This is a genomic window from Streptomyces sp. NPDC104106, from assembly GCF_055584345.1.
Map to the genome: position 1 here is coordinate 117,200 of NZ_JBVJMF010000004.1, position 25,809 is coordinate 143,008.

Annotated in this window: 20 protein-coding genes and 2 pseudogenes; 8 read left to right on the forward strand and 14 right to left on the reverse strand. The window is 71.2% G+C overall.

The genetic code is table 11. From position 1 onward, the window contains the following. Nucleotides 1-462: 462 nt before the first annotated feature. Nucleotides 463-2,244 (reverse strand): ABC transporter ATP-binding protein, encoded by a 1,782-nt coding sequence (locus tag ACZ60X_RS11250; RefSeq protein WP_469596308.1) that lies wholly within the window; start codon nucleotides 2,242-2,244, stop codon nucleotides 463-465. Further along, nucleotides 2,241-4,046, reverse strand: coding sequence for an ABC transporter ATP-binding protein (locus ACZ60X_RS11255; RefSeq protein WP_469596310.1), 1,806 nt, complete (start codon nucleotides 4,044-4,046; stop codon nucleotides 2,241-2,243). Before ACZ60X_RS11255 ends, ACZ60X_RS11250 begins: the two co-directional genes overlap by 4 nt. Before the next feature lie 246 nt (nucleotides 4,047-4,292). Here ACZ60X_RS11255 and ACZ60X_RS11260 point away from each other — a divergent pair, with 246 nt between their 5' ends. The 3 genes from ACZ60X_RS11260 to ACZ60X_RS11270 all read left to right on the forward strand — a co-directional run bounded on the left by ACZ60X_RS11260 (nucleotide 4,293) and on the right by ACZ60X_RS11270 (nucleotide 8,355). Beyond that, nucleotides 4,293-5,051: a hypothetical protein gene (locus tag ACZ60X_RS11260; RefSeq protein WP_469596313.1), complete on the forward strand. Its 759-nt coding sequence runs from the start codon at nucleotides 4,293-4,295 to the stop codon at nucleotides 5,049-5,051. A 90-nt stretch (nucleotides 5,052-5,141) separates the two neighbouring features. Then, nucleotides 5,142-6,752 (forward strand): peptide-N4-asparagine amidase, encoded by a 1,611-nt coding sequence (locus ACZ60X_RS11265; RefSeq protein ID WP_469596316.1) that lies wholly within the window; start codon nucleotides 5,142-5,144, stop codon nucleotides 6,750-6,752. Between the two features lie 166 nt (nucleotides 6,753-6,918). Further along, complete coding sequence (locus ACZ60X_RS11270) at nucleotides 6,919-8,355, forward strand: cation:dicarboxylate symporter family transporter (protein WP_469596318.1); 1,437 nt, start codon at nucleotides 6,919-6,921, stop codon at nucleotides 8,353-8,355. 331 nt (nucleotides 8,356-8,686) lie between these two features. Here the strand turns inward: ACZ60X_RS11270 and ACZ60X_RS11275 are convergent, their stop codons facing one another. After that, nucleotides 8,687-9,136 carry a MarR family winged helix-turn-helix transcriptional regulator gene (locus tag ACZ60X_RS11275; RefSeq protein ID WP_469596321.1) on the reverse strand — a complete coding sequence of 150 codons (450 nt, stop codon included), beginning with the start codon at nucleotides 9,134-9,136 and terminating at the stop codon, nucleotides 8,687-8,689. A 114-nt stretch (nucleotides 9,137-9,250) separates the two neighbouring features. Here ACZ60X_RS11275 and ACZ60X_RS11280 point away from each other — a divergent pair, with 114 nt between their 5' ends. Then, the gene (locus ACZ60X_RS11280; protein ID WP_469596323.1) at nucleotides 9,251-11,059 is read left to right on the forward strand and encodes an ABC transporter ATP-binding protein; all 1,809 of its coding nucleotides are present in this window, start codon (nucleotides 9,251-9,253) and stop codon (nucleotides 11,057-11,059) included. Between the two features lie 268 nt (nucleotides 11,060-11,327). Here ACZ60X_RS11280 and ACZ60X_RS11285 read toward each other — a convergent pair whose 3' ends face one another. Beyond that, entirely contained in the window at nucleotides 11,328-12,407 is a 1,080-nt protein-coding gene (locus ACZ60X_RS11285; protein ID WP_469596326.1) for an NAD(P)-binding domain-containing protein, read from the reverse strand. A 51-nt stretch (nucleotides 12,408-12,458) separates the two neighbouring features. Next, on the reverse strand, nucleotides 12,459-12,620 hold the full coding sequence (locus ACZ60X_RS11290; RefSeq protein WP_469596329.1) for a hypothetical protein: 162 nt from the start codon (nucleotides 12,618-12,620) through the stop codon (nucleotides 12,459-12,461). A gap of 33 nt (nucleotides 12,621-12,653) precedes the next feature. On the opposite strand from ACZ60X_RS11290, the gene ACZ60X_RS11295 reads away from it, so the two are divergent. Together ACZ60X_RS11295 and ACZ60X_RS11300 are read left to right on the forward strand one after the other, a co-directional pair. Continuing rightward, nucleotides 12,654-14,843 (forward strand): MMPL family transporter, encoded by a 2,190-nt coding sequence (locus ACZ60X_RS11295; protein ID WP_469596332.1) that lies wholly within the window; start codon nucleotides 12,654-12,656, stop codon nucleotides 14,841-14,843. A gap of 17 nt (nucleotides 14,844-14,860) precedes the next feature. Next, complete coding sequence (locus ACZ60X_RS11300) at nucleotides 14,861-15,025, forward strand: hypothetical protein (protein ID WP_469596336.1); 165 nt, start codon at nucleotides 14,861-14,863, stop codon at nucleotides 15,023-15,025. A gap of 71 nt (nucleotides 15,026-15,096) precedes the next feature. Here ACZ60X_RS11300 and ACZ60X_RS11305 read toward each other — a convergent pair whose 3' ends face one another. The 4 genes from ACZ60X_RS11305 to ACZ60X_RS11320 all read right to left on the reverse strand — a co-directional run bounded on the left by ACZ60X_RS11305 (nucleotide 15,097) and on the right by ACZ60X_RS11320 (nucleotide 18,586). After that, the gene (locus ACZ60X_RS11305; RefSeq protein WP_469596338.1) at nucleotides 15,097-15,327 is read right to left on the reverse strand and encodes a hypothetical protein; all 231 of its coding nucleotides are present in this window, start codon (nucleotides 15,325-15,327) and stop codon (nucleotides 15,097-15,099) included. Between the two features lie 409 nt (nucleotides 15,328-15,736). After that, a complete protein-coding gene (locus ACZ60X_RS11310) occupies nucleotides 15,737-16,753 on the reverse strand; it encodes an ABC transporter substrate-binding protein (protein WP_469596341.1) in 1,017 nt (338 codons plus the stop codon). A 187-nt stretch (nucleotides 16,754-16,940) separates the two neighbouring features. After that, on the reverse strand, nucleotides 16,941-17,705 hold the full coding sequence (locus tag ACZ60X_RS11315) for an ABC transporter ATP-binding protein (protein WP_469596344.1): 765 nt from the start codon (nucleotides 17,703-17,705) through the stop codon (nucleotides 16,941-16,943). Then, a complete protein-coding gene (locus ACZ60X_RS11320) occupies nucleotides 17,678-18,586 on the reverse strand; it encodes an ABC transporter permease (RefSeq protein ID WP_469596346.1) in 909 nt (302 codons plus the stop codon). The genes ACZ60X_RS11315 and ACZ60X_RS11320 overlap by 28 nt, the downstream gene beginning before the upstream one ends. Nucleotides 18,587-18,953: 367 nt before the next feature. On the opposite strand from ACZ60X_RS11320, the gene ACZ60X_RS11325 reads away from it, so the two are divergent. Further along, the gene (locus ACZ60X_RS11325; RefSeq protein WP_469596348.1) at nucleotides 18,954-19,376 is read left to right on the forward strand and encodes a secondary thiamine-phosphate synthase enzyme YjbQ; all 423 of its coding nucleotides are present in this window, start codon (nucleotides 18,954-18,956) and stop codon (nucleotides 19,374-19,376) included. A gap of 233 nt (nucleotides 19,377-19,609) precedes the next feature. Continuing rightward, nucleotides 19,610-20,230 carry a recombinase family protein gene (locus tag ACZ60X_RS11330; protein ID WP_469596350.1) on the forward strand — a complete coding sequence of 207 codons (621 nt, stop codon included), beginning with the start codon at nucleotides 19,610-19,612 and terminating at the stop codon, nucleotides 20,228-20,230. Nucleotides 20,231-20,361: 131 nt separating this feature from the next. On the opposite strand, the gene ACZ60X_RS11335 is transcribed toward ACZ60X_RS11330, so the two are convergent. From ACZ60X_RS11335 to ACZ60X_RS11355, 5 genes and pseudogenes are all read right to left on the reverse strand, one after another. Beyond that, on the reverse strand, nucleotides 20,362-22,473 hold the full coding sequence (locus ACZ60X_RS11335) for a right-handed parallel beta-helix repeat-containing protein (RefSeq protein ID WP_469596354.1): 2,112 nt from the start codon (nucleotides 22,471-22,473) through the stop codon (nucleotides 20,362-20,364). 467 nt (nucleotides 22,474-22,940) lie between these two features. Beyond that, nucleotides 22,941-23,978, reverse strand: coding sequence for an aldo/keto reductase (locus ACZ60X_RS11340; protein WP_469596357.1), 1,038 nt, complete (start codon nucleotides 23,976-23,978; stop codon nucleotides 22,941-22,943). Nucleotides 23,979-24,132: 154 nt separating this feature from the next. Next, nucleotides 24,133-24,228, reverse strand: a pseudogene (locus ACZ60X_RS11345) (PfkB family carbohydrate kinase); the annotation flags it as partial. Between the two features lie 267 nt (nucleotides 24,229-24,495). Then, nucleotides 24,496-24,860: pseudogene (locus ACZ60X_RS11350) on the reverse strand (alcohol dehydrogenase catalytic domain-containing protein); the annotation flags it as partial. Beyond that, nucleotides 24,857-25,783, reverse strand: coding sequence for an amidohydrolase family protein (locus tag ACZ60X_RS11355; protein WP_469596359.1), 927 nt, complete (start codon nucleotides 25,781-25,783; stop codon nucleotides 24,857-24,859). The gene ACZ60X_RS11355 and the pseudogene ACZ60X_RS11350, both read right to left, overlap by 4 nt. Between the last annotated feature and the right edge of the window lie 26 nt (nucleotides 25,784-25,809).

Genomic DNA, 25,809 nt, shown 5'->3' on the forward strand with positions numbered 1-25,809 from the left:
GCAACGGCACGGCTCCCGGCGCGGTCCCGCGCACGGGTACGCGACCGCGGCGGGGCCCTGGGCGACGCGGACCGCCGGGACCCGGCCCCGTCCGTCCGGGGCCCGTGGCGGTGGTGCAGCGGCCCGGTGCGCCGAGGCCCGGCCCCGTCGTCGCGGGTGGGCGGGAGCGGGAACGGTGAGGGGGCCGTACCCCATGGGGCGGCCGCACCGCGTGGACACGCTGGGCGGGGGGATCACGCCCCGCCCCTGCCCGGGTCACCGGCGATCGGATGGGCCCCCGCTTCCGGCGGGAGGCCGGACGTCGGCTGCCGGCCTCGCTCCGGCTTCCCGGAGGCCGGTGGCGAGCCCCTTCCCGGCCCCTTCCGCGCGGATGCTGCCCCAGCCGGCGAGGCCGGCGGGGCGGTCGGCGCCGCCAGTGGAGCTGCCACCCCGGCGCCGGCCACCGCACGCACCGGCGGATGCTCACCCGTGCCAGGACCGCCACAGGGCCGCGTACGGGCCGCCCGCCGTGACCAGCTCGTCATGACTGCCCAGCTCGCTGATCCGGCCGTTCTCCACGACGGCGATCACGTCGGCGTCATGGGCGGTGTGCAGGCGGTGGGCGATGGCGACCACCGTGCGGCCGTCCAGGACGCGCGCCAGGGACCGCTCGAGATGGCGGGCGGCGCGCGGGTCGAGCAGCGAGGTCGCCTCGTCCAGAACCAGCGTGTGCGGATCGGCCAGCACCAGCCTGGCCAACGCGATCTGCTGGGCCTGCGCCGGCGTCAGCGCCAGGGCGCCCGATCCGACCTCGGTGTCCAGACCGTCGTCCAGGGCCCGCGCCCAGCCGTCCGCGTCGACCGCGCCCAGGGCGGCCCACAGCTCGGCGTCCGTGGCACTGGTCCGGGCCAGCAGCAGGTTGTCGCGCAGGGAGCCGACGAAGACGTGATGCTCCTGGTTGACGAGGGCGACGTGCGCGCGGACGCGTTCGGCCGGCATGCGGGACAGCTCGGCGCCGCCGAGGGTGATCGTGCCGTCCCGGGGCGCGTAGATCCCGGCGAGCAGCCTGCCCAGCGTGGACTTCCCCGCTCCGGACGGGCCCACCAGGGCCAGCCGGGTGCCCGGTGCGACCGTCAGCGAGACCTTGCGCAGCACGTCGACGCCCTCGCGGTAGCCGAAGTGGACCCGGTCGGCGGAGACGTTGCGTCCCTCGGGGGCCAGCGCGGCGTCCCCGGCATCCGGTTCGATGTCCCGCACGCCGACCAGGCGGGCCAGCGACACCTGGGCGACCTGCACCTCGTCGTACCAGCGCAGGATCAGGTTCACCGGGTCGACGAGCATCTGCGCGATCAGCGCGCCGGTGGTCAGCTGGCCCACACCGATCCAGCCGTGCAGGACGAACATCCCGCCGACCATCAGGGCCGAGCCGAGGACGATCACGTGGACGGCGTTGATGACGGGGAAGAGCACGGACCGCAGCCACAGGGTGTAGCGCTCCCAGGCCGTCCATTCCTTGATCCGCCGCTCCGACAGGGCGACCCGGCGCGCGCCCAGGCGGTGTGCCTCGACGGTGCGGCCCGCGTCCACCGTCTCGGCGAGCGCGGCGGCGACGGCGGCGTACCCGGCGGCCTCGGAGCGGTAGCCGGAGGGTGCCCGCTTGAAGTACCAGCGGCACCCGGCCAGCAGCACCGGCACGGCGAGCAGCACGGCGGCCGCCAGTGGCGGGGCCGTCACGACCAGCCCGCCGAGCAGCAGCAGAGCCCACACGGCACCGATCGCCAGCTGGGGCACCGCCTCGCGCATCGCGTTGGCCAGACGGTCGATGTCGGTCGTGATGCGCGAGAGCAGATCTCCGGTGCCCGCCCGTTCCAGCACGCCCGGGGGCAGCCCGACGGAGCGGACGAGGAAGTCCTCGCGCAGATCGGCCAGCATCCGCTCGCCGATCACCGCGCCCCGCAGCCGCACCTGCCGGACGAACACGGCCTGCACGGCCAGCGCGAGTGCGAACAGCCCGATGGTCAGGCCCAGCTGTAGGTCCCGCGAGCGGTCGGAGACGCGCTCGACCAGGCCGCCCAGCAGGTACGGACCCACCATGGAGGCGATCACCGCCACCGTGTTGACGGCGATGAGCAGCAGGAAGGCCCGCCGGTGCCGGCGGAACAGCTCGGTGACGTAGGCCCGCACGGTCGCGCTCGCGCCGACGGGCAGGGTGGTGGCGGTCATCGGTGCCGCCGGGTCGTACGCCGGTGGCGCAACGCCGATCATGCGCTTCCCTCGATCTCTTCCAGTTCCTGGAGGGCGTCCAGCAGGACCTCTTCGTCGGCCGCGGCCAGTTCCTCGTCCGTCTCCCGGGTGACCACGGCGCGGTACCGCGGCTCGTTGTCGACGAGGTCGCGGTGGATCCCGACGGCCACGACCTCGCCGTCGTGGACCAGGGTGACCTGGTCCGCGCGGTCGAGCAGCAGCGGAGAGGAGGTGAACACCACGGTCGTGCGGCCCGAGCGCAGCCGGCGCAGTCCTTCCGCGATCCGGGCCTCGGTGTGCGAGTCGACCGCCGAGGTCGGTTCGTCCAGCACCAGCACCTCCGGGTCCGTGACCAGCGACCGGGCCAGCGCGAGCCGCTGGCGCTGGCCGCCGGACAGGGAACGGCCGCGCTCGGTGATGCGGGCGTCCATCGGGTCGGCGGCGTCCAGCGACCCCTGGACGAGTGCGTCCAGCACGTCGTCGCACTGCGCGGCGGCCAGCGCGTCCTCGGCCGCGACGGCTCCGGAGGCGGGCACGTCGAGCAGTTCGCGCAGGGTGCCGGACAGCAGCACCGGCTCCTTGTCCTGGACGAGGACGGCCGTTCGGGCGCTGTCCAGGGGGAGTTCGTCCAGGGCGACGCCGCCGAGCAGGACCGAGCGGTCCGGCTCGGCGGGGTGTCCGCCCAGGCGTTCCGCGAGGCGTCCGGCCGCGTCGGGGTCGCCGCAGACGACGGCGGTGAGCCGGCCGGCGGGGGCGAGCAGACCGGTGCCGGGGTCGTACAGGTCCCCGGTGGGCGCCTCGGCCGCACGGGTGCCGTCGGTGGCCGTGGTCCGCCGCAGCGACAGCACCCGGGCCGCCCGTTTGGCCGACGGACGGGAGAAGGAGTACGCCATGGCGATCTCCTCGAAATGCCGCAGCGGGTAGTTGAGGACCATGACGGCGCTGTAGACGGTGACGAGTTCGCCGACGGAGATGCGGCCCTGCCGGGCCAGGTCGATGCCGTGCCAGACGACGGTGATGAGGAGGAGGCCGGGCAGCAGCACCTGGACGGCGGAGATCAGCGACCACATCCGGGCGCTGTGCACGGCCGCGTGGCGCACCTCCTGCGAGGCGCGGCGGTAGCGGTCGAGGAACAGCTCCTCGCCGCCGATGCCGCGCAGCACGCGCAGCCCGGCGACCGTGTCCGAGGCCAGCTCGGTGGCCCGGCCCGCCTTCTCACGCTGGACGTCCGCGCGGCGCGTGGCCCGCGGCAGCAGCGGCAGTACCGAGAGTGCGACGAGGGGCAGTCCGATCGCGACGATCGCGCCCAGGGCGGGCTGGTAGACGAGGAGGCCGGCACAGACGATGACGACCGTCAGGGCGGCCGCGGTGAACCGGGAGACCGCCTCGACGAACCAGCCGATCTTCTCGACGTCGCCGGTGGACACGGCCACCACCTCGCCGGCCGCGACCCGGCGGGTCAGCGCGGAGCCCAGCTGGGCGGCCTTGCGGGCCAGCAGTTGCTGGACCCGGGCGGCGGCGGTGATCCAGTTGGTGACGGCGGCCCGGTGCAGGAAGGTGTCGCCGGCGGCGATACCCGTGCCGCACAGCAGCATCAGACCGCCCGTCAGGGCGAGCCGGGTGCCGGAGCGGTCGACGACGGCCTGGACGGCGAGGCCGACGCAGAAGGGCAGGGCCGAGACGGAGACGAAGTGCAGCAGGCCCCAGGCGAGTGATTTCAGCTGTCCGCCCAGCTGGTTCCGCCAGAGCCACCACAGGAATCGGGGGCCCGAACGAGCGTCAGGGACACCCGGATCGGAGTACGGAAGGTCTTGAATCTGCATGACGTCCCAGTGGCTCGTGTCAGGAGGGGGAGGCGATGAGAGGTGGCAGCAAGCCGTGAAAGGTTCGCGTCGCGCAGTGGTGAATTTCAAACGGTTTTCCCGGCGGGGTCGGGGATTCGGCCGCCTTCCGGCAAGTGGCCGTCTGCCGTTCCGTCAGCCGGCTGCCCTCTCCGGCACCGTCGCCCAACACAGTGAAATATCCGCATTAATCACACAATCAAGTGTGTGTGATGCCACCATGGTCACGTGCAGATCTACAGTGCGCGGCGCCTGACGGTCGCGGTGACGGCGTTCGGAACCCTGCTGGCGGTCCTTTCCGGGTGTGACAGCGGCGGATCCGGTCCCGCGCGCGCCGACGGCGCGCTGGGTCCCCGCGGGCCGGCCGCGCCCAACCCGGCCGTCGCGGCCCTCCCGCCGACCGACCCGACCCGCGTCCCGGGGCTCGGCGACCGCCTGCAGCAACGGATCCCCGACGACTCCGGTCAGGTGCTGGCGGTGTACGGCAAGGGCAGGGACTCTCCCGACTCCACGGCGGTGCTGTACATGAAGGAGGGCCCGGAGTGGCGGCCGGTGGCCACGTGGCCCGCCCACAATGGCCGGAACGGCTGGACGAAGCACCACTACTCGGGTGACGACCGCAGCCCCGTCGGCGTGTTCGGCCTCACCGACGCGGGCGGCGTCCTCGACGACCCGGGCAGCAGGCTGCCGTACGACCAGGACGTGCGGGCCTACGCGCCGACGATCGAGGGGGAGGCGTACGAGCACGTCTTCGACTACGTCATCGCCATCGACTACAACCGCCGGCCGGGCACACCGCCGCACGACCCCACCCGCCCCATGGGGAACGACAGGGGCGGCGGCATCTGGCTGCACCCCGACCACGGTGACGGCACGTCCGCCTGCGTCAGCGTGCCCAAAGGGGCGATGAGGTTCCTGCTGCGCACGCTCGACCCGGCCCGCCATCCGGTGATGGTGATGGGGGACGAGGAGGAGCTGGGCGCCTGACGCGGCGAGGCGTCATGCGGGCCGTCACCGCGGGGGTGTCGTACGAGGCGTCATTGCGGGGCGGCGCGTACTGCCCGTAGAACACGGGCCATGAGAAGACGGATAGTCATGTCCATGGTCGCCGGGGTGACCCTCCTGGCGAGCGCGCTCTTCGGCGCCGGGGCGTCCGCCGCCCAAGCGGCCGATGTTCCCGCCGAGTTCGGTACCGACTGGCACGACCCGGTCACCGCCGCACCGCCCATCGCCCGGCCGCACACGAAGTCGTGCCAGGTCACCCTGGCCGACGCGCAGTTCCGTGACTTCACGCCCTACCGCGGTGCCTACACCCCGCCCCAGGGCTGCGGCGACCGCTGGAGCAAGGTCGTCCTGCGCCTCGACGGCACGGTGAAGGGCCGTCAGTACGACCGGCTCGGCTATCTGCACGTCGGCGGGGTCGAGATCCTGCGCACCTCCACCCCGGAGCCCTCGCCCGACGGCATCGCGTGGCACGTCGAGAAGGACGTCACCCGCTACAGCGACACCTTCCGCAGCGCGCAGGACGTCGAGATGCTGATCGGCAACGTCGTGGACGGCACGTACACCGGCGTCATCGGCGTGCACGTCACGCTGACCTTCTACGCGGGCCGCCCCGCCGAGCGCACTCCCGACCGGGTCCTCACCCTCGCCGACACCCCGAACGGCACGACCCTGACCACCCCGCGCAACAGCGAGCGGATCGTCGCCGAGGTGTACGCGGCCGGCTCGGGCGGCGGCTGCGAGGAGTTCTGGTACCTGACCGTGGCCGACCCGGCCTCGTACTCCTGCAAGGCCGACCACGGCCCCTACCGCGAGGTGCAGGTCACCGTCGACGGCCGGCTCGCCGGGATCGCGGCGCCGTTCCCGAACGTCTGGACCGGCGGCTGGTCCAACCCCTTCCTCTGGTACGTCCTCCCCGCGCCCGGCGCCTTCGACGTACGGCCGATCCAGTACGACCTCACGCCCTTCGCGGGCCTGCTCGACGACGGCCGCCCGCACCGCGTCCAGGTCTCCGTCGCCGGCGTGCCCGCCGGGCAGCCGGGCTGGAGCACGCCGGTGAACGTGCTGGTCTGGCAGGACGCGCACCGCGACCGCCTCACCGGCGCGCTCTCCACGGACAAGGCGACGGATCTCGCCAACTCCTCCGTATACGCGCCCGGTACATTGAATCGGGTGAACACCGAGGCCGGACACCGGCTCACCGTCTCGGGGTACGTCGACACCTCGCACGGCCGTGTGACCACCACCGTCACCCGCACGCTCGCCAACACCTCCGTGCACCGCTGGACCGACGGCGAGAACACGGACGCGCTGGACGCGACCTGGAGCGACGACGAGACGGTCACCACCGGCGGACACGGCCCCGTCCGGACCGCGCACACGCAGCGGACGTACACCCTGGACGGCGCGACGACCATCGGCACCGACAACCGGCTGCGCACGGTGCTGACGCTCGGCGACCGTGCCGCGGTGACACAGCGGCAGGGCGGCCGGAGCATCGCGTGGTCGCGGCTCGACGACATCTACAGCGGCGACGCGGCGTACACGATCAACGTGCCGCGCGACCAGCGGCACGCGGTGGGCACCTCCGGCGAGCGCTACCGCCTCTACGGCTCCGCCGGCTGCTACGACCGGTCGCTGGCCACGGCTCAGGGAGTGCTGACGCAGGACCGCAGGCGCTGTTGAGCCCGGCGATGTGGGATGCGCCACGCGTGGCGTGATTTACACGGCTGTGACACGGGCGTCTCCGAAGGGATCAACGACGTCTCCAGAGTGATCGACACGGAAGCCGTTTTCCGTATGACGGAAATTCCGTTCGGCTTCCGCGAGTCGACGTCCTCTAGGAGTGCCCGTGCCGCAGTCCGTACCGTCCCTGCCGCGACGCGTCGCACGCATACTGCGTACCTCTCTCTTCGCGCAGGTCGCCTGTGCTCTTGTGCTCGGTATCGTCGTCGGGAGGCTGTGGCCGGAATCGGCCGCGGCCTTCCAGCCGTTCGGCGACGGTTTCGTGCGCCTGGTCAGGGCGGTGATCTCGCCGCTGGTGTTCTGCGTGGTCGTCGTCGGCATCGCCAAGGCCGGCGATCTGAAGGCCTTCGGGCGGATCGGGCTGAAGGCTCTGATCTGGTTCGAGGTCGCCTCCACGGCCGCGCTGGTCCTCGGCCTGGTGGCCGCCAACGTTGTCGCACCCGGCTCCGGGATGCACGTCGACGGCGCCAAGCTCGACGCCGCAGCGCTCGACAAGCAGACGCAGGGCGGTTCGCTGCCGTCCACGACCCGGTTCGTCCTCGACGCGCTGCCGAACAGTTTCGTGGGCGCCTTCGCCGACAACGCGCTGCTCCAAGTCCTCGTCCTCGCCTGCCTGGTGGGCGCGGCGCTGCTGCGTCTCGGCCACACCAGGGTCCCGTGGATCCTGCCGGCCGTCGAGCAGGTGCAGGAGGTCGTCTTCGCGGTCGTCGGCTTCGTCATGCGGCTCGCGCCGCTCGCCGTGTTCGGTGCGATGGTGCACCTGGTCGGTCAGTACGGCCTCGGTGTGATCACGACCTACGGCAAGCTCATCGCCCTGTGCTACGCCGTTGCCGCGCTCTTCCTGGTGGTGCTCGCGGTCGCGCTGCGACTGGTCAGCGGGCTGAGCCTGTGGAAGTTCGTGCGCTACACCCGCGAGGAGATGCTGCTCGCCCTCGGCACCGCCTCCAGCGAGACCGTGATGCCGCGCATGATGCACAAGCTGCGGCAGGCCGGGTGCCGGGACGACGCCGTGGGCCTGGTGCTGCCCACCGGGTACTCCTTCAACCTCGACGGCGCCTCGATCTACCTGTCCACCGGCACGCTGTTCATCGCGCAGGCGGTGGGTGTGGACCTCAGCCTCGGTCAGCAGATCACGGTCGTCCTCGTGCTCATGCTGACCAGCAAGGGCATGGCGGGCGTGCCCGGTTCGGCCTTCCTCGCGCTGTCCGCCACCGCGACGTCTCTGGGCGTCATCCCCGCCGGAGCGGTCGCCCTGCTCCTCGGCGTCGACCGGATCATGGACTCCATGCGGGTCACCACCAACCTGCTCGGCAACTGCGTCGCCGTCTTCGCCGTCTCCCGCTGGGAGGGCGCGCTGGATTCCGCCCGAGCGAAGAAGGTACTGGACGGGGAGATCGTCGTACCGGAGGAGGGCGCCACGAGGGGGACGAGCGGGGTGGGCGCGGGGGACGGGGAGAGCAGCACCGGCGGGACGAACCAGGATGCCGATGTCGTGGTGCCGGTCCGGTCCGCTGCGAAGGAACCCGCCCCCGAGGCGGGGTGACACCTTCGTCCTCGCCCTCGCCGGCTTCCCGCGCGCCACTTCGCCCTCACGGCCTCTGAGCCCGCCTGGCGCCATCCGCCCGCGCACCTCACGCGTTCGCCGGCCGGCCCTCTCGGCCGGCGAGGACGAGGCCCTGCGCGGGGCCCGCGCCGTCCGCGGCGCCGCCCTCCGCCACGAAGCGTGCCGTGGTGGTGGGACGGGTGGGGCGGTGCGGCGACGCGGCGTTGGGGGGTGCCGACGTGCCGGCGGTGCGGTGCGGGGGTGCGACACGGGGTCGGCGGTGTGCCCGGGCTGCACCTGCACCACGCGCCGACGGCGCACTCCGCCGCCGTCAGCAGTTCTTGGCCGTCTCCCCGTCGATCAGTGTGTCCAGCAGTACGCCCAGCACCGCGCGCTCCTTCTCGGTCAGCGGGGCGAGTATCTCCTCGGCGGCCGACCGGCGGGCGCCGCGCAGTTCGCGCAGGGTCGCTCGCCCTTCGTCGGTCAGCTCGATGCGGGTCACGCGCCGGTTCGCGGGATCCGCCGCCCGACGCACCTTTCCGCTCGCCTCCAGCCCGTCGACCAGCGTCGTCACCGCGCGCGGCACCACTTCCAGGCGCTCGGCCAGGTCGGCCATGCGCGGGGGCGAGGGATAGTGCGCGAGGGTGCGCAGCAGCCGGGACTGGGCCGGGGTGACGCCCAGGTCGCGCTCCTCCAGATGGCGCTTCTGGATGCGGTGCACCCGGCGGGTGAGCCGCAGCAACTGCTCGGCGAGCAGGCCGTCGGAATCAGGGGTGCTCATGCGGGAACAATATCAGGATGCCGTTCATTGTGAGTATAGGTAACAATGAGCTACGATCCCTCAGTCATCGTCGGCCGGTCCTTGCCCGGCCCCCGCCCACCCCCGTAGGAGCCCATGCATCCCGACCGTGAAACGTCCTGGACCCCACCCGCCGATGCCAAGGAGCAGCCCCGGCAGGTGCGTCGCATCCTGAAGCTCTTCCGCCCCTACCGCGGGCGGCTCGCGATCGTCGGCCTGCTGGTCGGCGCCTCCTCGCTGGTCTCGGTGGCCACACCGTTCCTGCTGAGGGAGACACTCGACGTCGCGATCCCCCGGGGCCGCACCGGCCTGCTGAGCCTGCTCGCCCTCGGCATGATCTTCAGCGCGGTCCTCTCCAGCGTCTTCGGCGTGCTCCAGACGCTGATCTCGACCACCGTGGGCCAGCGCGTCATGCACGACCTGCGCACCGCCGTCTACGGCCGGCTCCAGCGCATGTCGCTCGCCTTCTTCACCCGCACCCGCACCGGCGAGGTGCAGTCCCGCATAGCCAACGACATCGGCGGCATGCAGGCCACCGTCACCTCCACGGCCACTGCCCTGGTCTCCAACGTCACCAGCGTGGTCGCCACGATCGTCGCGATGGTCGCCCTCGACTGGCGGCTCACGATCGTCTCGCTGGTCCTGCTCCCCGCGTTCGTGTGGATCAGCCGCCGCGTGGGCAACGAACGCAAGAAGATCACCACGCAGCGGCAGAAGCAGATGGCCGCGATGGCCGCCACGGTCACCGAGTCGCTGTCGGTCAGCGGCATCCTGCTCGGCCGCACCATGGGCCGGTCGGACTCGCTGACCGCCTCCTTCGCCGAGGAGTCCGAGCGCCTCGTCGACCTGGAGGTGAGGTCGAACATGGCCGGGCGCTGGCGCATGGCCGTGATCACGATCGTCATGGCCGCGATGCCGGCCGTCATCTACTGGACCGCCGGTCTGGCCCTCCAGTTCGGTGGTCCCAGGGTCTCGCTCGGCACCATCGTCGCCTTCGTCTCGCTCCAGCAGGGCCTGTTCCGCCCGGCCGTGAGCCTGCTCGCGACGGGTGTCCAGATCCAGACCTCCCTCGCGCTCTTCCAGCGCATCTTCGAGTACCTCGACCTGCCGATCGACATCACCGAGCGGGAGCGGCCCGTCCACCTCGACCGGATCAAGGGCGAAGTCCGGCTGGAGGGCGTCGAGTTCCGCTACGACAAGGACGACACGGGCCGTCCGGTCCTCGACGGCGTCGACGTCACCGTGCCCGCCGGCGGCAGTCTCGCCGTCGTCGGCCCGACCGGCGCGGGCAAGTCCACGCTGGGCTACCTGGTGCCCCGGCTCTACGACGTCACCGGCGGCCGCGTCACCCTGGACGGCGTCGACGTCCGCGATCTCGACTTCGACACCCTCGCGCGGGCGGTCGGCGTCGTCTCGCAGGAGACGTACCTCTTCCACGCCACCGTCGCCGACAACCTCCGCTTCGCCAAGCCGGACGCCACCGACGACGAACTGCACGCGGCGGCCAAGGCCGCGCAGATCCACGAACACATAGCCGCGCTGCCCGATGGCTACGACACGGTCGTCGGCGAACGGGGCCACCGCTTCTCCGGCGGCGAGAAGCAGCGCCTGGCGATAGCCCGCACCATCCTGCGCGACCCGCCGGTCCTCATCCTCGACGAGGCGACCAGCGCGCTCGACACCCGTACGGAGGCCGCGGTCCAGGAGGCCATCGACGCCCTGTCCGCCGACAGGACCACGATCACCATCGCCCACCGCCTGTCCACCATCCGCGGCGCCGACCAGATCGTGGTGCTGGACTCCGGCCGCGTCGCCGAGCGCGGCACGCACGAGGAACTGCTGGAGCGGGACGGACGGTACGCCGCCCTGGTGCGCCGGGACGCGCAACTGGAGCCGACCAGTTGAATCCGCGGGGATGCGCGCCCGCGGGGGACAGGGCCGGCTGACAAGCTGAATACGTGCCGGGATCGGGGGGATGCGAGTATCAACGTTCCCGCACGCAGACGAAGATGCCGCCCCGGAGCACGAACCGGTTGACACGGAGGGGCAGGCACGTCCTCGTCGTGGCCGGTACCGCCGTGGCGGTTCCGCGGAGACCTGGCCCGCCACGGTGGTCGTCCCCGAGGGCCGGCGCGCGAGGCAGGTGTACGAAGCGGTCGACAGGGCGGGGGCGTCACGCGGCGATCGGCTGTTCCTCGGCCAGCAGTCGCCGGATGTCCCGTACGGCCGTGCGTCCGGCCCGGTTGGCCCCGATGGTGCTGGCGGAGGGGCCGTAGCCGACGAGGTGGATCCGCGGATCGGCGACCGACCGGGTGCCCTCGACCCGGATGCCGCCGCCCGGCTCGCGAAGCCGGAGCGGGGTGAGATGGTCCAGGGCGGCTCGGAACCCGGTGGCCCACAGGATCACGTCGGCCTCGACCCGGCGGCCGTCGTTCCACTCCACGCCGTCCGGGGTGATCCGGTCGAACATCGGCTGCCGGTCCAGGACGCCGTCCGCCAGGCCCTGCCGGACGGCGTCGTTGAGGGGCAGACCGGTGACCGAGACCACACTGCGCGGCGGCAGTCCCTGGCGCACCCGTTCCTCGACCAGCGCGACCGCGGCCCGGCCGGCCTCCTGGTCGAACGGTCCCTCGCGGAACACCGGGGGCCGCCGGGTGACCCAGGTGGTCTCGGCCGCGTACGGGGCCAGCTCCAGCAGATGCTGGGTGCCCGAGGCGCCACCGCCCACCACCACGACCCGCTTCCCGGTGAACTCGTCCGGACCGGCGTACTGGGCGGTGTGCAACTGCCGCCCGCGGAAGGACTCCTGGCCGGGGTAGCGCGGCCAGAACGGACGGTCCCAGGTGCCGGTCGCGTTGATCAGTGCCCGTGCGGACCAGGTGCCGGCCGAGGTCTCCACCGACAGTCGGCCGCCGTCGCCCTCCCGCACGGTCCGTACACCGACCGGCCGCCGCACCCGCAGACCGAAGGCGCGCTCGTAGCGGTCGAAGTACGTGCCGATGACCTCCGCCGAGGGCCGCGCCGGATCGGCGCCCGTCAGCTCCATGCCCGGCAGCGCATGCATCCCGTGCACCTTGCCGTACGTCAGCGAGGGCCAGCGGAACTGCCAGGCGCCGCCCGGCGCGGGGGAGCGGTCGAGGACCACGAAGTCGCGGTCCGGCTCGAAGCCGGTGCGGCGCAGATGGTAGGCACTGGACAACCCCGCCTGACCGGCGCCGATGACGACAACCTCGACCTCGCGCGATTCGTTCACGCTTCTACTAACGGGGGAACGGACGCGGATCTTCCCTGCCTTCGCGGGAGGTCATTGGCGGTCGCGCTGCATCCCCGGGTTCTGCCGGGCGAGCGCGGGCGGCAGGACACGTCGCGGTGTCAGGCGCATGAGGCGGCTGACGATCCGCATGGGCAGGCCGGCGACGACCACGCCCCGGTCGGCGTCGAGCGCGTCGACGCCGATCTTCGCCACCTCGCGGGACGACGTGTACAGGAATGCCGGGAATTGGCCTCACGCCTGTACGCATGGGCGCGATGGGTGGTACGCCGTCGCGGCCGGGTCATCGCGGGCTGGCTGCTGCTGCTCGCTGTCGTCGGCGGCCTCGGGATCACCCTGCACGGGAAGGTGACCACCGAGTTCTCGGTGCCGGGGATCGAGTCACAGAGAGCGCAGGACCTGCTGAAGGAGAAGTTCCCCGCGGCCGCCGGCGGGGTGGCCCGGGTGGTCTTCGCTGCGCCCGAGGGGCGGCAGCTGACCGAGCCGATGGCGACGGCGGCCGTTGAGGCGAGCCTGAGGAAGGCCGCCGGGGTCCCCGGCGTCGTGAACGTCTCCGACCCGCTCAAGGCCAGGACGGTCTCGCCCGACCTGCGCATCGGCTACGCGGACGTACGCTTCCGCCAGCAGGCCAGCGACGTGCCGCAGTCGTCCAAGGACGCCCTGTCCCGCGCGATGGCCCAGGCCCGCGACGCAGGACTGCAGATCGAGTTCGGCGGCTCGGCGATAGATGTCAAGACGGAGGTCGGCGGCCCGGCCGAGGTGGTCGGCGTCGTGATCGCCTTCGCCGTCCTGGCCCTGGCCCTCGGCTCCCTCATAGCCGCCGGGCTGCCCCTGCTGACCGCCCTCGTGGGCGTGGCGATCGGCGTCCTGGGCGTCGGGTTCATGACCCGATACGTCGAGATGACCAGCACCGCCACCGTGCTCGCCCTGATGATCGGGCTGGCCGTCGGTATCGACTACGCCCTGTTCATCATCTCCCGCCACCGCGAGCAGCTCGCCGATCCCGAACAGGACGCGGAGGACTCGATCGCGCGTGCCGTGGCCACGGCCGGCGGCGCGGTCGTCTTCGCGGGGGCGACGGTGATCATCGCGCTGGCGGCGCTCGCGGTCACCGGCATCCCGTTCCTGACGGTGATGGGCCTGGCCGCGGCGGTGACCGTGCTGCTGGCGGTCCTGGTCGCCGTCAGCCTCGTACCCGCCGTCCTCGCCCTGTTCGGCGACCGGCTGCGACCGCGCGGTCGCCCTGCGGCCGGACGCGCCCCGGGCGCCTGGGGCCTGGCCGGGGCCCGCGTGGTCACTCGTAAGCCGCTGCTCGTCCTGCTGGGGGGAGCGATCGGTCTGCTCGCGCTCGCCGTACCCGCGCGCGAGTTGCGACTCGGCCTGCCCAGCAACGCTTCGCAGCCTGTCGACAGCACCCAGCACAAGAGCTACGACCTGCTCACAAAGGGCTTCGGGGCCGGCTTCAACGCCACCCTGACGACCGTGGTCGACCTGCGCGACGTGCCGACGGCCGATCGTGGCTCGGCAGTGACGCATCTGCGGGCGAGCCTGGCCGGTGAGCGTGGTGTGGCGGTCGTCACCCCGCCGGTCGCCAACGCCGACTCGACCCTCGCCGTCATCGCCGTCGTCCCGAAGACCGGGCCGGACGCCCAGGCCACCACCGACCTCGTGCACCGGCTGCGGGAGAACGCGCCCGCCGTCGACAGGGCGGGCGGCACCCTCTACATCGCGGGTACGACCGCAGCCGCGATCGACGTGGCGGGCAAACTCGCCGACGCGCTACCGCTGTTCATCGCCATCATCGTGGTCCTGGCCCTGATTCTGCTGACCATCGCCTTCCGATCGTTGCTGGTTCCGGTCAAGGCCGCGCTCGGCTTCCTGCTGTCCGTCGCGGCGTCCCTGGGAGCCACCGTCTGGGTCTTCCAGGACGGACATCTCAACGGAGTCCTCGACATCCCGTCGGCGGGCCCGGTCACCAGCTTCCTGCCGGTCCTCCTCATCGGCGTCCTCTTCGGGCTGGCCATGGACTACGAGGTCTTCCTCGTCAGCCGCATGCGCGAGCACTACGAGCACACGGATGACGCGGTCGAGGCCATCACCCACGGCGTCGCCCGCAGTGGCCGGGTCGTCAGCGCTGCCGCGCTCATCATGGCGGCGGTCTTCGGCGGCTTCGTCTTCAACCACGACCCGATCATCAAGTCCATCGGCTTCGCCCTGGCGTTCGGTGTCCTCGTCGATGCCTTCGTGGTCCGCATGACCCTGGTCCCGGCGGTCATGGCCCTGCTCGGCCGCCGCGCCTGGGGTCTGCCCCGTTGGCTGGAGCGGATCACGCCGGACGTCGACATCGAGGGCGCACGGCTTCCTGTGCGCGCGGCGGCCGAGGCGGAACGGAAGGAGGACGAGGCCGTCGTGCGCTGAACCTTCGGCATCCCTCCATGGTCCGTCTGCCCGGAGGTCGCTGGTTCCGGACTCGACTGCTGCTGGTCGCCCAGTTCGCCGAGCAGTGGGGAACACGCCACGCCCGGCACGGCAAGACGGTCTGGGCCGAGCTGAGCGAGAAAGAGCCCGTGGTTTTCGCGGAGTTGGCCTCTCTCCTTTAGTCCTTGCCGGCAGGCCGAGCGACGGTGAGCCGAGCCGGGCCGCTTCCGCACACCGGCCCGTTCCGCCCGGCTCAGCTGTCGGAACGCCGGTAGATCGCGCCCATGAAGACCGACACCGAGGTGTCCAGCAGGCGTTCTTCCGGGACGGTCGGTGACTGCCCGCGGAAGGTGCTGAACAGCGCGCGTTCCACCATCCAGTTCAGCGAGGCGGCGAGGTCACGGGCGGGGACGCCCTCGGGGGCGGCCCCGCGGCGGCGTTCGGCTTCGATCGCGGCCGTCACCTCGGTCACGAACCGCTCCATCACCTGGGACTACAGGTCCTTGACGGCGGCGCTGGTGTACTGGGCGGCCCACGCCGCCGACGCGATCGCGCGGTGGGCGGAGAAGGTCTCGCAGAACGGTCCCATGGCCTCGCGCCAGCCCCGCTCCTCGCCCTCGGCGAGCCGCAGAGCGCGTCGCCGCGGTTCCCCCGTGCCTCCTCGCGTGCGCGGCGGCCGACTTCGCCCTGACCTACCGCGTCCTCCACCAGGACCAGGCAGCGGAAGTTTGAGGCCCGCCCCCTGATCGCCCCTTCCCAGAAACGAGCGACAGCCACGGGATCACCGCCGACCAGCACACGGTTGTGACGGCCGTCCACGTCTTCACCGTCGAACGCGGCGTGCCGGTCGTCCACAGGTAGAGCCGTACGGCCGTCGGGCGGGCATCGGCCGGTCAGCTCGTGGCCGGCGGTGTCGTCGACGGCGGCAGGCCGCCGTTGAAGCGGGTGTCGACGAAGTCGCCGAAGTCCACCTTCTTCGGGATCAGCCGCAACGTGGTGAAGGCGTCGGCGATCTGCTGCTCGGAGGCGACGAGCGGCTTGTCGACGGCGACCGCGACGCGCGTGGCGTTCGTCCGTTTCACCGAGTCCAGCGCCACGTCGTACGGCAGCCCGGTGTCCTTGGCCCACACCGTGGCCCATTCCTGCTGATGGCCGTGGACCCAGGCCGTCGCCCGCCGCAGCCGGGCGAGGTAGTCCTTGATGGCGGCGGCCTTCTTCGGGTCCTTCAGCGCGGAGGGCGCGGCCACCTGGAAGGTGAGCCCGTTGGTGACGCCGTCTCCGGTGGTCAGTACGCGGCCCTGCCTCGCCCGGAGGACCTGCGAGGTGTACGGGTCCCAGACCGCCCAGGCGTCGACCTTGCCGGAGGTGAACGCGGCGAGCGCGTCGGCCGGCTGGAGGTACTTGACGTTGACGTCGGACAGGCTGAGCCCGGCCGCCCGGAGCGAGGCGATCAGCTGGTAGTGGGCGGACGAACCCTGTGCCACGGCGACGGACTTGCCCTTCAGCTGCTTGGTGTCGGTCAGCGCGGAGCCGCCTGGGACGAGGATCGTGTCGCCCCTGGACGTCCCGTGCCAGGCGGCCACGACGGAGATCTTCGAACCGGCGCCGGCGGCGAAGACGGGCGGGGTGTTGCCCACGCCGCCGATGTCGACGGCCTGCGCGTTGACGGCCTCCAGCAGCGGTGGGCCGGAGGTGAAGGTGGACCACTTGATCTTGTAGTCCAGATTCCTCAGCTCTCCGGCGGCACGCAGGATGGTCTCCGAACCGCCTTTCTGGTCGCCGACGTTCAGGGTGACGGAGCCCTTGCCGTCGGTGTCGCTGCCGGTGCTCGCGGACGAGTTTCCGCCGCAGGCGGTGAGCAGGAGTGCGAGGGGGAGGAGAGCTGCGGCGGGGGCGAGGCGTCGGCGCATGACGTTTCCGTTCAGGTGCGTGGATGTCGGGTGAGGGGCTGTGCGTGAGGGGACGTGCGTGCGGGGATGTGGAGGGCGTAATCCATGGGAGCGGATGGGTCGTCACGTGGAGCGGGGGAGTGCTGGGTTCGGGGTGCCGACGGGTCGCGCACCGGGTTGGCCGGGGCGCGCGCCGGAGTCCCGGGAGTCAGGCCGCTTCGGCGGCGGCGTGGACGCCGAGCCGTGCCAGCAGGCCGGCGCGGAGTGCGGCGAAGCGCGGGTCGGTGATCTCGCGCGGCCGGTCGAGGTCGATGTGCTGCTCGTGGGCGATGCGGCCGCCGTCCATGACCAGCACGCGATCGGCGAGGAGCACGGCTTCCTCGACGTCGTGCGTGACCAGCAGCACCGCGCAGCCGCGGCGCCGCCACAACTCCCCGACCAGGCGCTGGGCGTTGATCCGAGTCAGCGCGTCGAGGGCGCCGAAGGGCTCGTCGAGCAGCAGCAGGTCGGGCTCGCGCACCAGGGCACGGGCGAGGGAGGCGCGCTGGGCCTCACCGCCGGAGAGGGTCCTCGGCCAGGCGTCGACCCGATGGCCGAGTCCGACCTCGGTCAAAGCCCGCTCGGCGACGGCGCGTTCGGGTCTGCCGGGCAGACCGAGCAGGACGTTGCGCCAGACCTTCTTCCAGGGCATGAGCCGGGGCGCCTGGAAGGCGACGGCCCTGCGGCGCGGGACCAGCGCCGTGCCCCGGATGTCCCGGTCGAGGCCGGCGAGGATGCGCAGCAGCGTCGACTTGCCGCAGCCGCTGCGGCCGAGCAGGGCGACGAATTCGCCGGGCGCGATGTCGAGCCGCAGATCGTCGATGACGGTACGGCCGTCGAAGGAGCGGGTCAGCCCCTCGACATGCACGGCCGTGGGCGCGGCGGATCCCGCGGAAATCGTGGGGCTCACCGGCCGGTGAACGTCGGTCGCCATTGCAGCAGCACCCTTTCGAGGGAACGGACGATGAAGTCGGCGAGCAGGCCGAGGAAGGCGTAGACGATCAGGCAGACCACGATCACGTCGGTCTGCAGGAAGTCCCGCGCCTGCACCATCAGGAAGCCGATCCCGGCGTCGGCGTTGACCTGCTCGGCGAAGACCAGCGCGAGCCAGGCGATGCCGAGCGAGTACCGGAGCCCGGTCAGCGCGCCGGGCAGCGCGCCCGGCAGCACGACGTGCCGCACCAGCCCCCACCGGGACAGGCCCAACGACTCGCCCGCCTCGACGAGTTGGGAGTCGACCCCCCGGATGCCGGCGTACACGTTGAGATAGAGCGGGAAGGTCACGCCGAGGGCGATGATGGCGATCTTCGGGGCCTCGCCGATACCGAACCAGATGATGAACAGCGGGATGAGACCGACGAACGGCACCGTCCGCAGCATCTGCACCGGGGCGTCCACCACGTCCTCGCCGATCCGGAACAGCCCGGAGAGCAGGGCGAGTCCGGTGCCGACCAGCGTACCGAACAGCAGCCCGAGCGCGACGCGCCGGAGCGAGGTCCCCATCGCCGACGGCAGTGAACCGTCGCTGACCAGATCCCAGCCGACCCGCGCGATCCGGCCCGGCGAGGCCAGCACATCGGGCGTCAGCACACCGGTGGCGCTGAGGAGTTGCCACAGGACCAGCAGGAGGACGGGGCCCGTGGTGCGGCGCAGCCAGCGGGGGACGCGGACGGAGCGCGAGGACGAGGGGACGACGGGCTGGAGGTCGAGGGGGGCGGCGGCGCCGTCGGAGGGCGCTGATTCGGACTCCTTCGAGGTGGATATCGGGGAAATGTCGGGCTCGGGGGAGCCGGGTGGGGCATGACTGATGCTCATCGGTCCTCCACGGGAGGGGAGAGGGGCGGCGCAGGTGCCGCCGGCTCACGCGCGGATGAGGGAGACGGTCACGGACGTACCGGATCGCCGGATGCGGGCGTGCGGGACCGGCGGCGGCACGCGCCGGAAGGGGCGCCGCGAGGGGTCAGGCGGAAGGGGGCGTCAGCGGCCGCGGCGACACGCGGCGGAGACCACCCGCAGCAGGTCGATGTGACCGCGCGTGGTGAGCAGGGCTGAACGCAACATGCGGCCGAACGTAGCCAGGCGGACGGTCCACGGTCAATGGTGTCTCGCCTTGTGGACCTGACATATCAGCAGCCGGTCGTGCCATCGGGAGGGAAGGCGGCGTATGGGCCAGGATGGTGGCATGCCAGATGCCTTCACTACCCGTACGCTGCGCGTCACCACCGGATCCCGGGAACGGGTCGTCGACCTGACCTCCGACTGCGAGGACTTCCTGCGGGACGTGGCGGACGGCCGCGACGGGCTGCTCAACGTCTTCGTCCCGCACGCCACCGCCGGAATCGCCGTCATCGAGACCGGCGCCGGCAGCGACGACGACCTCCTCGCCGCCCTGCACACCCTGCTGCCCGCCGACGACCGCTGGCAGCACCGCCACGGAAGCCCCGGCCACGGCCGCGACCACGTCCTGCCTGCCGTCGTCCCCCCGCACGCGACCCTGCCGGTGATCGCCGGCCGCCTGGAACTGGGGACCTGGCAGTCGGTGTGCCTGGTCGACACCAACATCTCCAATGTCAACCGTCAGGTTCGTCTGAGCTTCCTCGGCTGACCAAGATCACTCGAGGGGGTCGTGCCGCCAGTTCTCCGTACCATGCGTGCGCGAACGCAGAGAAACATGCGCGGTACGGACCCGAGTGTGATCGAACGTCCCTACGACGGATGAGGCAATTGCCTGCCCGGAGTGCGGCGGCTGTCGCGCGTGAAGCTGCGCCGCCCGCCTCCGTCGGCGCGCACATCATCGGCTGGGCGGATGGCTGGGAGGGCTCAGGCGCCACCGACCCCATGACCCGCCCGAAGCTCGGCCCTTGGTTCCGCGACGAGGAGGGACCTTACGACGGCTTGGTCGCGGCTGCGGTGGACCGGCTCGGCCGCAACGTCGTCGATTGCCTGAACACCGGATACAAGATGCGGGACGAGAAGAAGATGCTCGTCACGTACGGGCACGATGATGCCTGGGGTCTTGACGATCCCGCCGACGAGAATCGCTTCCCCATGGAAGCGTGGGGCGCACAGATGGAACTCGGCGCGATCCAGTGCAGCAACCGCGACGCGACGATCAAGACCCGTGCTGCCGGCCGTCCCAAGGGCAAGCCGTCCTACGGCTTCCAACAGATGCGCTGCACATACGACACCTGTCGTGCTCAGCCGACCGTGCACTATGTGACGCTCCCTTCCTCCACAGCCAGGGTCGGGCAGCGCGCCGAGGGCTGGCGGGATGCCCTGTCCGAGGCCGGGCGGCCGGTGCCCGCGCCGCTGGAGAAGCACGCGGTCACCGACACGAGTTCTCGCCGCCGACCAGGAGGCGGCCCATACCCGCGAGGTGGTGCCGGTTCCTGTCACCGGCACCATCCCGGACGTCCTAGGAGCCGGACACCGCGAGCAGCTTGCCGCTGTTCTTGTTGAGGACCTTGTAGAACGCGTTCCTGGCAGGGAAGGGGCGTGTACTTCTCGGATCCGTTGAAGTCACGGGAGCCGTTCCGGTTCGACCGGCCGGAGGAGTAGGTGAGACCGGAGTCCTCGTCGTCGACGTAGGCCTATTGCTGCCGTACGAGCGACTTCGACGCGGGGGATGCGTTCCCCTTGGCGTCCACGACGTAGAGGCGGTAGTCGCCGGCCGTCGGCGGGACGTTGATGGTCGGCGCGGTTCCGGCTGCCTTCGTCATGGTGGGGCCGACGGCGAACCTCGTCGTGCCGGAGGGAGCCAGCCAGAGTGTCCTGGTCGCCTCGCCGATGTTGCGGAGGGGGATGGACGACACGCCCTTGCCGGTGAACGTGCTCGCGGGCAGGGCGTAGTCCTGCAGGCCCAGGTTGGTCCGCGGGACGAGGTCCCTGTAGGCATTTTCGAGGCCCGCGTTCACGGCGATGCTGTACGCCTGCGTCGGCCACACATGGTCCGCGTACGCGTGCACGTCCTGAATGGTGCTGTTCGGGACGTTCTTGCTGAAGATCGTGTTGACGGGGCCGTAGGTGTTGGTGATGGTCAGGTCGTGCTGCCGGCCCCAGGTGCCGGAGTTGATGACGAACGCGACGTTCGGGTCCACGTCGAGCACGTTGTCGTGCTCGTTGATGTAGGCGGAGCCTTCATCCGGGTGGATTCCGTACTTGTGGCCGGCTGGCACACCCTGGATGTAGTTGTTGCTGATCTCGGTGTTCGGCTGACTGCCCAGCGTGTAGACGGGAGCGGAGTCGCCGAGCACCTGCATGGTGTCGATGAGCTCGTTGTACTTCACGGTGTTGTTCCTCGCCGTGGTGGTCGGGTTGGCGGGATTGATGGACTTCGCCGAACCGTCGAAGTTCCACCATCCCCAGCCGAGCGTGATGCCCGCCCAGGGGGACTGCTCGATCCTGTTGTGCTGCACGGACAGGGAGTCCACGAAGTACGCCGACACGGGGCTCGAACCCTGGAACAACACCGCGCTGTCGTAGAGGTAGTTGTCCGTGACCGAGATGTTCTTGCATACTCCCTCGACGTTCACGGGGTACTTCTCGTGGTTGGTCGAGGTGTGGTCGCCGATGTACACGTGCTGGGGGTGCCCCACGGTGATGGCGGATCCCGCTATGTCGTTCGTGATGTTGCCGGTCAGCTGCGAGTCCGTCACGTCGTTGGCCATAGTGATTCCGTCGGCGCCGGTGTGCTGCACCGTGTTGCGCTGCAGGATGATCCCGTCGGCGTTCTCGATCTGGACGGCACTCGGCGGCAGGTCGACGTTGCGGTAGGTGTACGCGTGGAAGTTCTTCCTCGCGTACACGGTCGAGCTGGCGTTGCCCTGCTGGCCCTGCCGGAAGACCGAGCCCGCGACATTGACCAGGTTCCAGTCGGAGTGCTCGACCGTGAGCCCGGAGAACGTGATGTTCCGCGCGTGGTGGGTCGTGGACGTGCCGGCGATCCTGATGAGGGTGGAGACGTTGTTCGGTGCGAAGACCTGCGCCGACCTCATGTTCTCGGAGCGGGACTTGTAGTAGTACAGCGTGTGGTGCGTCTTGTCGAAGTAGAACTCACCCGGCTGGTCCAGGAATTCGTAGGCGTTCATGAACGTGTGGGTGCCGTTGGGGTTGAAGTTGCCGTTCGGCGGCCCCTGGGCGATGGCCGCGCCCGGCTGCTGGAACAGGGCCACGCGGTTGGCGCCGTCCGAGCTCGTGGTGATCTGGCGGACTCCCACGATGGCCGTGGTCCAGGTCGTCGCCGACTTGATCTCGACGTCGTCCTGGTTGGACGCGACGGCAGGCAGATCGGAGGGACTGTACTTGGCTCCGTCGCACTGCGAACCCGGCTCCCAGGCCCACGGAGCCTGGCCGGCCGTGACGGTGTAGGTCCCGTAGCATCCGGCCGAGTTGATCGTCTTCGAAGCCATCTGCGCGCGCTTGCCGTTGACGTAGAGCGCGCGGAGCTTGATGTCGCGGTTCAGCGTGGCCTTCCAGATGTCCCCGCTGTGCCGTGCCCAGCCGGTCACCCGAACGCCTCCGTTCAGCACCGGCTTCTCGTGCCGGTAGACGGCGTACACGACGCGGTGGCCGTTCGTTCCCGAGTCGGCCGGCGTGAAGTCGATGGTGCTGCTCACGGGGTAGTTGCCGCCGCGGAGATAGACGGTGATGTCTCCGGTCATGTTGCTGTTGACCGTGCGCACGACGTCCCGTGCGTGCTGCACGGTCTTGAACGGCGCGGTGATCGTACCGGGGGTTGGCGTCGTCCCCGTCCGGGGCGACGTAGTAGGTCGCCTGGGTCGCGGCCGAGGCCGGGGCCGGCGTCGTGAGGGAAGTCAGCGGCACTGCGGAGCAAGCCATCGCCAGCACCGCTGACAGCTTGCGGATCGTGGAGGTGACGGGCTTCATCGCCTGCCCCTCCCGCTCGTTCGGACGGTCGGGAAAGCGTTCATGAGGCGGCTCCGGGATGTTGTCAGTGTGATGGACGCGGATCTTCTTCGCCCCGGCCATCGGGCGTCCCGAGGGTTCAGGAGCGTCGGTGAGCGGCACAACCTCGCGGACGGGGGAGACTTCGCAGCGACAGAGGCGGTACGGACTTCCCGCGCGGCGGCCGCGGCGTGGCCTGTGCCATCGTTCGGACCGGCGACAGAATGCGGTCGTGGCGCCGGCGGGGACGCGTTACCCGTGTCCCCTACGAGGTCGTGGAGCAGTTCGTCGACGGTGGCTGCCGCGTTGCCTGGGTACCGCCGGCGGTGAGGACGTCGGGTCTGATCAGCCCTTGGCACCGCAGGTCGTCCCAGAGCGCCGTGGGTACGGCGCTTCGCTGGAGTTCCACGTTCCGTGTCACTTGTGCGCGATCGCGCATGCCGAGCGTGACATTGACGGTGCTGGGGTGGGTGGTCGGGAAGGCGATGGCGGCGGCGGGAAGGCTGGTGCCGTGCCCCTTGCAGACCTCTGCGATCGCCCGTGCCCGGTCGACCAGTTCCGGTGGGGCGTCGTGGTAGTCGTACTTCATGCCTTCGGTGGGCCACTCGTGAGAGAGCAGGCCGGAGTTGAAGACGCCGGCTGCGACCACGCTCTTGCCCGATTCCTGGGCGGCGGGCAGGACGTCGTCCAGCGCCGACTGGTCGAGGAGGGTGTAGCGGCCGGCGAGCATGACCACGTCGGCGGCGGTCTCGCGCAGGAAGCGGGCGAGCATCGCCGACTGGTTCATGCCGGCGCCGATGGCCCGGACAACCCCTTGGTCGCGCAGGTCCGCGAGGGCGGGCATGGCCTCCTCGGCGGCCTGGCGCCAGTGGTCGTCGGGGTCGTGCACGTAGACGACGTCGAGGCGGTCCAGGCCGGTGCGCTCCAGTGTGCCCTCGATGGACCGGAGCACGCCGTCGCGGCTGAAGTCCCACTGCCGGCGCAGGTCGTCCCGTACGACGAAGCCTTCGCTGTCGACGCCCTGTGGGCGTTCGTTGGGGACGAGGAGTCGGCCGACCTTGGAGGAGACGACGTACTCGTCCCGAGGACGCTGCCGCAGGGCGGCGCCCAGGCGGCGCTCGGAGAGGCCGAGGCCGTAGTGCGGTGCGGTGTCGAAGTACCGGATGCCCGCGTCCCAGGCGGCGTCGACGGCGGCCGACGCGTCGGCCGCCGAGGTGGTCCGGTAGAGGTTGCCGATCACCGACGTGCCGAATCCTAGCTCGGTGAGTTCTACGGGGGTGTCGTGGATGGTCCGGCGTCGCATGGCGTCCTCCTGGTGGATGTCGGTCGGCGGCGTCAGCGCCGCGCGTGGGCCGAGCCGGCGCGATGAGCGCCTCGACCTCGGCGAGCGTGGCCATGGAGACGTCTCCCGGCGTGGTCATGGTGAGCGCGCCGTGAGCGGTGCCGTAGGCCAGGGCGTGCTCCAGGCCGGTGCCGGTGAGCAGTGCGTGGATCAGGCCGGCGGCGAAGGCGTCGCCGGAGCCGATGCGGTCCAGGACGTGCAGGCCGGGCATGCGAGGCCGGGCATGCGTGGGCCGGTGATGAAGCCCGTTGCGGCGGACCAGCCGGGCCGAGGACCAGTCGTTGATCCCTGCCCGAGGGCGCCCCGCGCAGGGTCGTCGCCGGGACTTTCACCGGCGGGCAGCAGGCCGGCCACCTCGGCAAGTGCCTGCGCCATCTCGTCGGCCCCGATGCGCGCCTGTCCCGGGTACGTCCCGGCCCGGTCGAGGGCGCCCACCACGACATCGGCCTGCCGGGTGAGCCGCAGGTCGACCTCACGGGCGGCGTCGGCGCCGCCCCGGCCGGCCCACAGGGTGGGGGCGGGAGTGCCGGCAGATGTGCTGACGGCCGGCCTGGCACGCCGGGGAGGTGTCGTCCCGGCGCAGCGGCATCACGGTGACCGAGTCACCGGGCTGCCGGCCCTGCACGCCCGGGCCGACGCGGACGACACAGCCGGACATCTCGTGGCCCGGGAGGACCGGCACCTGGCCCCGGCGTCCATGTCGCCGTGGAAGGTGCGCAGATCGGTGCCGCAGATTCCGACGTTGGCGGAGGCCGGCTCCACCTCACCGGGTCCGGGCGAGCGGGTCTCGGCGGGGGCCGTGTCCAGGGTGCGTGCGGCCGTGTAGCGGACGGCGATTGTCATCGTGCTCTCCAGGGTTCCTCCGGCACGAACGCTGACGGTCGGCTGCGGGAGGGAAGGCGGTAGAAGGCGGTTGCCGTGCCGGCCAGAACCGCGTGGATCTCGGTGTCGGAACAGCCGTCGAGCAGTTCGTCCACGGCGGTGGCCCAGCGGTTCCAGCCGCCCGCGAGGTTCGCGACCGGCCAGTCGGAGCCGAACATCAGGCGGTCGGGGCCGAAGGCGGTGAGCAGGATGTCCAGGACGGGACGGATGTCGGCAGTGGTCCAGGTGTCGTGGTCGGCCTCGGTGATCAGTCCCGACAGCTTGCAGACCACCTGCTGGTGTGCGGCCAGTCGTTGCACCTGGCGTGCCCAGTCCGCCAGTTCGCGCCGGGCGATGTCCGGCTTGCCCGCGTGGTTGAGTACCTGGGGCAGGTCGGGGAGGCGTTCGGCCAGGCGGATCGCCTGGCCGAGTTGGTGGCTGCGGACCAGTACGTCGTAGCAGAGTCCACGGTCCTGGACCGTCGCCAGTCCGCCTTCGACGTCGGGGCGTTGCAGCCATTCCGGGTCCGTCTCGCCCTGGACGAGATGACGCAGGGACCGCAGATATGTACCGCCCGGCCCGGCCAGCAGCCGGTCCAGCACCTCGCCGATCCCCGGGGAGGTCAGGTCGACCCAGCCGACCACGGCCTCGATCAGCGGCTCCTGCTCGGCGAGGGCGAGCAGGTCCTCGGTCTCGGACAGGTCCGGGATGCACTGCACGACCACCGTGCTGTGCAGGCGGCGGTCCGCGATGGGGTGGGTGGCGGTGGCACGCAGGTCACCGGGGGTGAAGGTGAGGCGGATCGATGCCATGGTGGGGTCGTCCAGCCAGGGTTGCGGGCGCTGGTCGAGGTCCCACAGGTGGTGGTGGGCGTCGACGAGGGAGGGGGAGGGGGTTGAGGCCACGGCTGGTTCCAAGTCGGGTCGTCCGG

Bases quoted from the DNA above. Each gene is read 5' to 3' on its own strand.
- ACZ60X_RS11250 (WP_469596308.1), bottom strand. From the start codon at position 2,244: ATGATCGGCGTTGCGCCACCGGCGTACGACCCGGCGGCACCGATGACC.
- ACZ60X_RS11255 (WP_469596310.1), bottom strand. From the start codon at position 4,046: ATGCAGATTCAAGACCTTCCGTACTCCGATCCGGGTGTCCCTGACGCT.
- ACZ60X_RS11265 (WP_469596316.1), top strand. From the start codon at position 5,142: ATGAGAAGACGGATAGTCATGTCCATGGTCGCCGGGGTGACCCTCCTG.
- ACZ60X_RS11275 (WP_469596321.1), bottom strand. From the start codon at position 9,136: ATGAGCACCCCTGATTCCGACGGCCTGCTCGCCGAGCAGTTGCTGCGG.
- ACZ60X_RS11280 (WP_469596323.1), top strand. From the start codon at position 9,251: ATGCATCCCGACCGTGAAACGTCCTGGACCCCACCCGCCGATGCCAAG.
- ACZ60X_RS11300 (WP_469596336.1), top strand. From the start codon at position 14,861: ATGGTCCGTCTGCCCGGAGGTCGCTGGTTCCGGACTCGACTGCTGCTG.
- ACZ60X_RS11305 (WP_469596338.1), bottom strand. From the start codon at position 15,327: ATGGAGCGGTTCGTGACCGAGGTGACGGCCGCGATCGAAGCCGAACGC.
- ACZ60X_RS11310 (WP_469596341.1), bottom strand. From the start codon at position 16,753: ATGCGCCGACGCCTCGCCCCCGCCGCAGCTCTCCTCCCCCTCGCACTC.
- ACZ60X_RS11315 (WP_469596344.1), bottom strand. From the start codon at position 17,705: ATGGCGACCGACGTTCACCGGCCGGTGAGCCCCACGATTTCCGCGGGA.
- ACZ60X_RS11320 (WP_469596346.1), bottom strand. From the start codon at position 18,586: ATGAGCATCAGTCATGCCCCACCCGGCTCCCCCGAGCCCGACATTTCC.
- ACZ60X_RS11325 (WP_469596348.1), top strand. From the start codon at position 18,954: ATGCCAGATGCCTTCACTACCCGTACGCTGCGCGTCACCACCGGATCC.
- ACZ60X_RS11330 (WP_469596350.1), top strand. From the start codon at position 19,610: ATGACCCGCCCGAAGCTCGGCCCTTGGTTCCGCGACGAGGAGGGACCT.
- ACZ60X_RS11340 (WP_469596357.1), bottom strand. From the start codon at position 23,978: ATGCGACGCCGGACCATCCACGACACCCCCGTAGAACTCACCGAGCTA.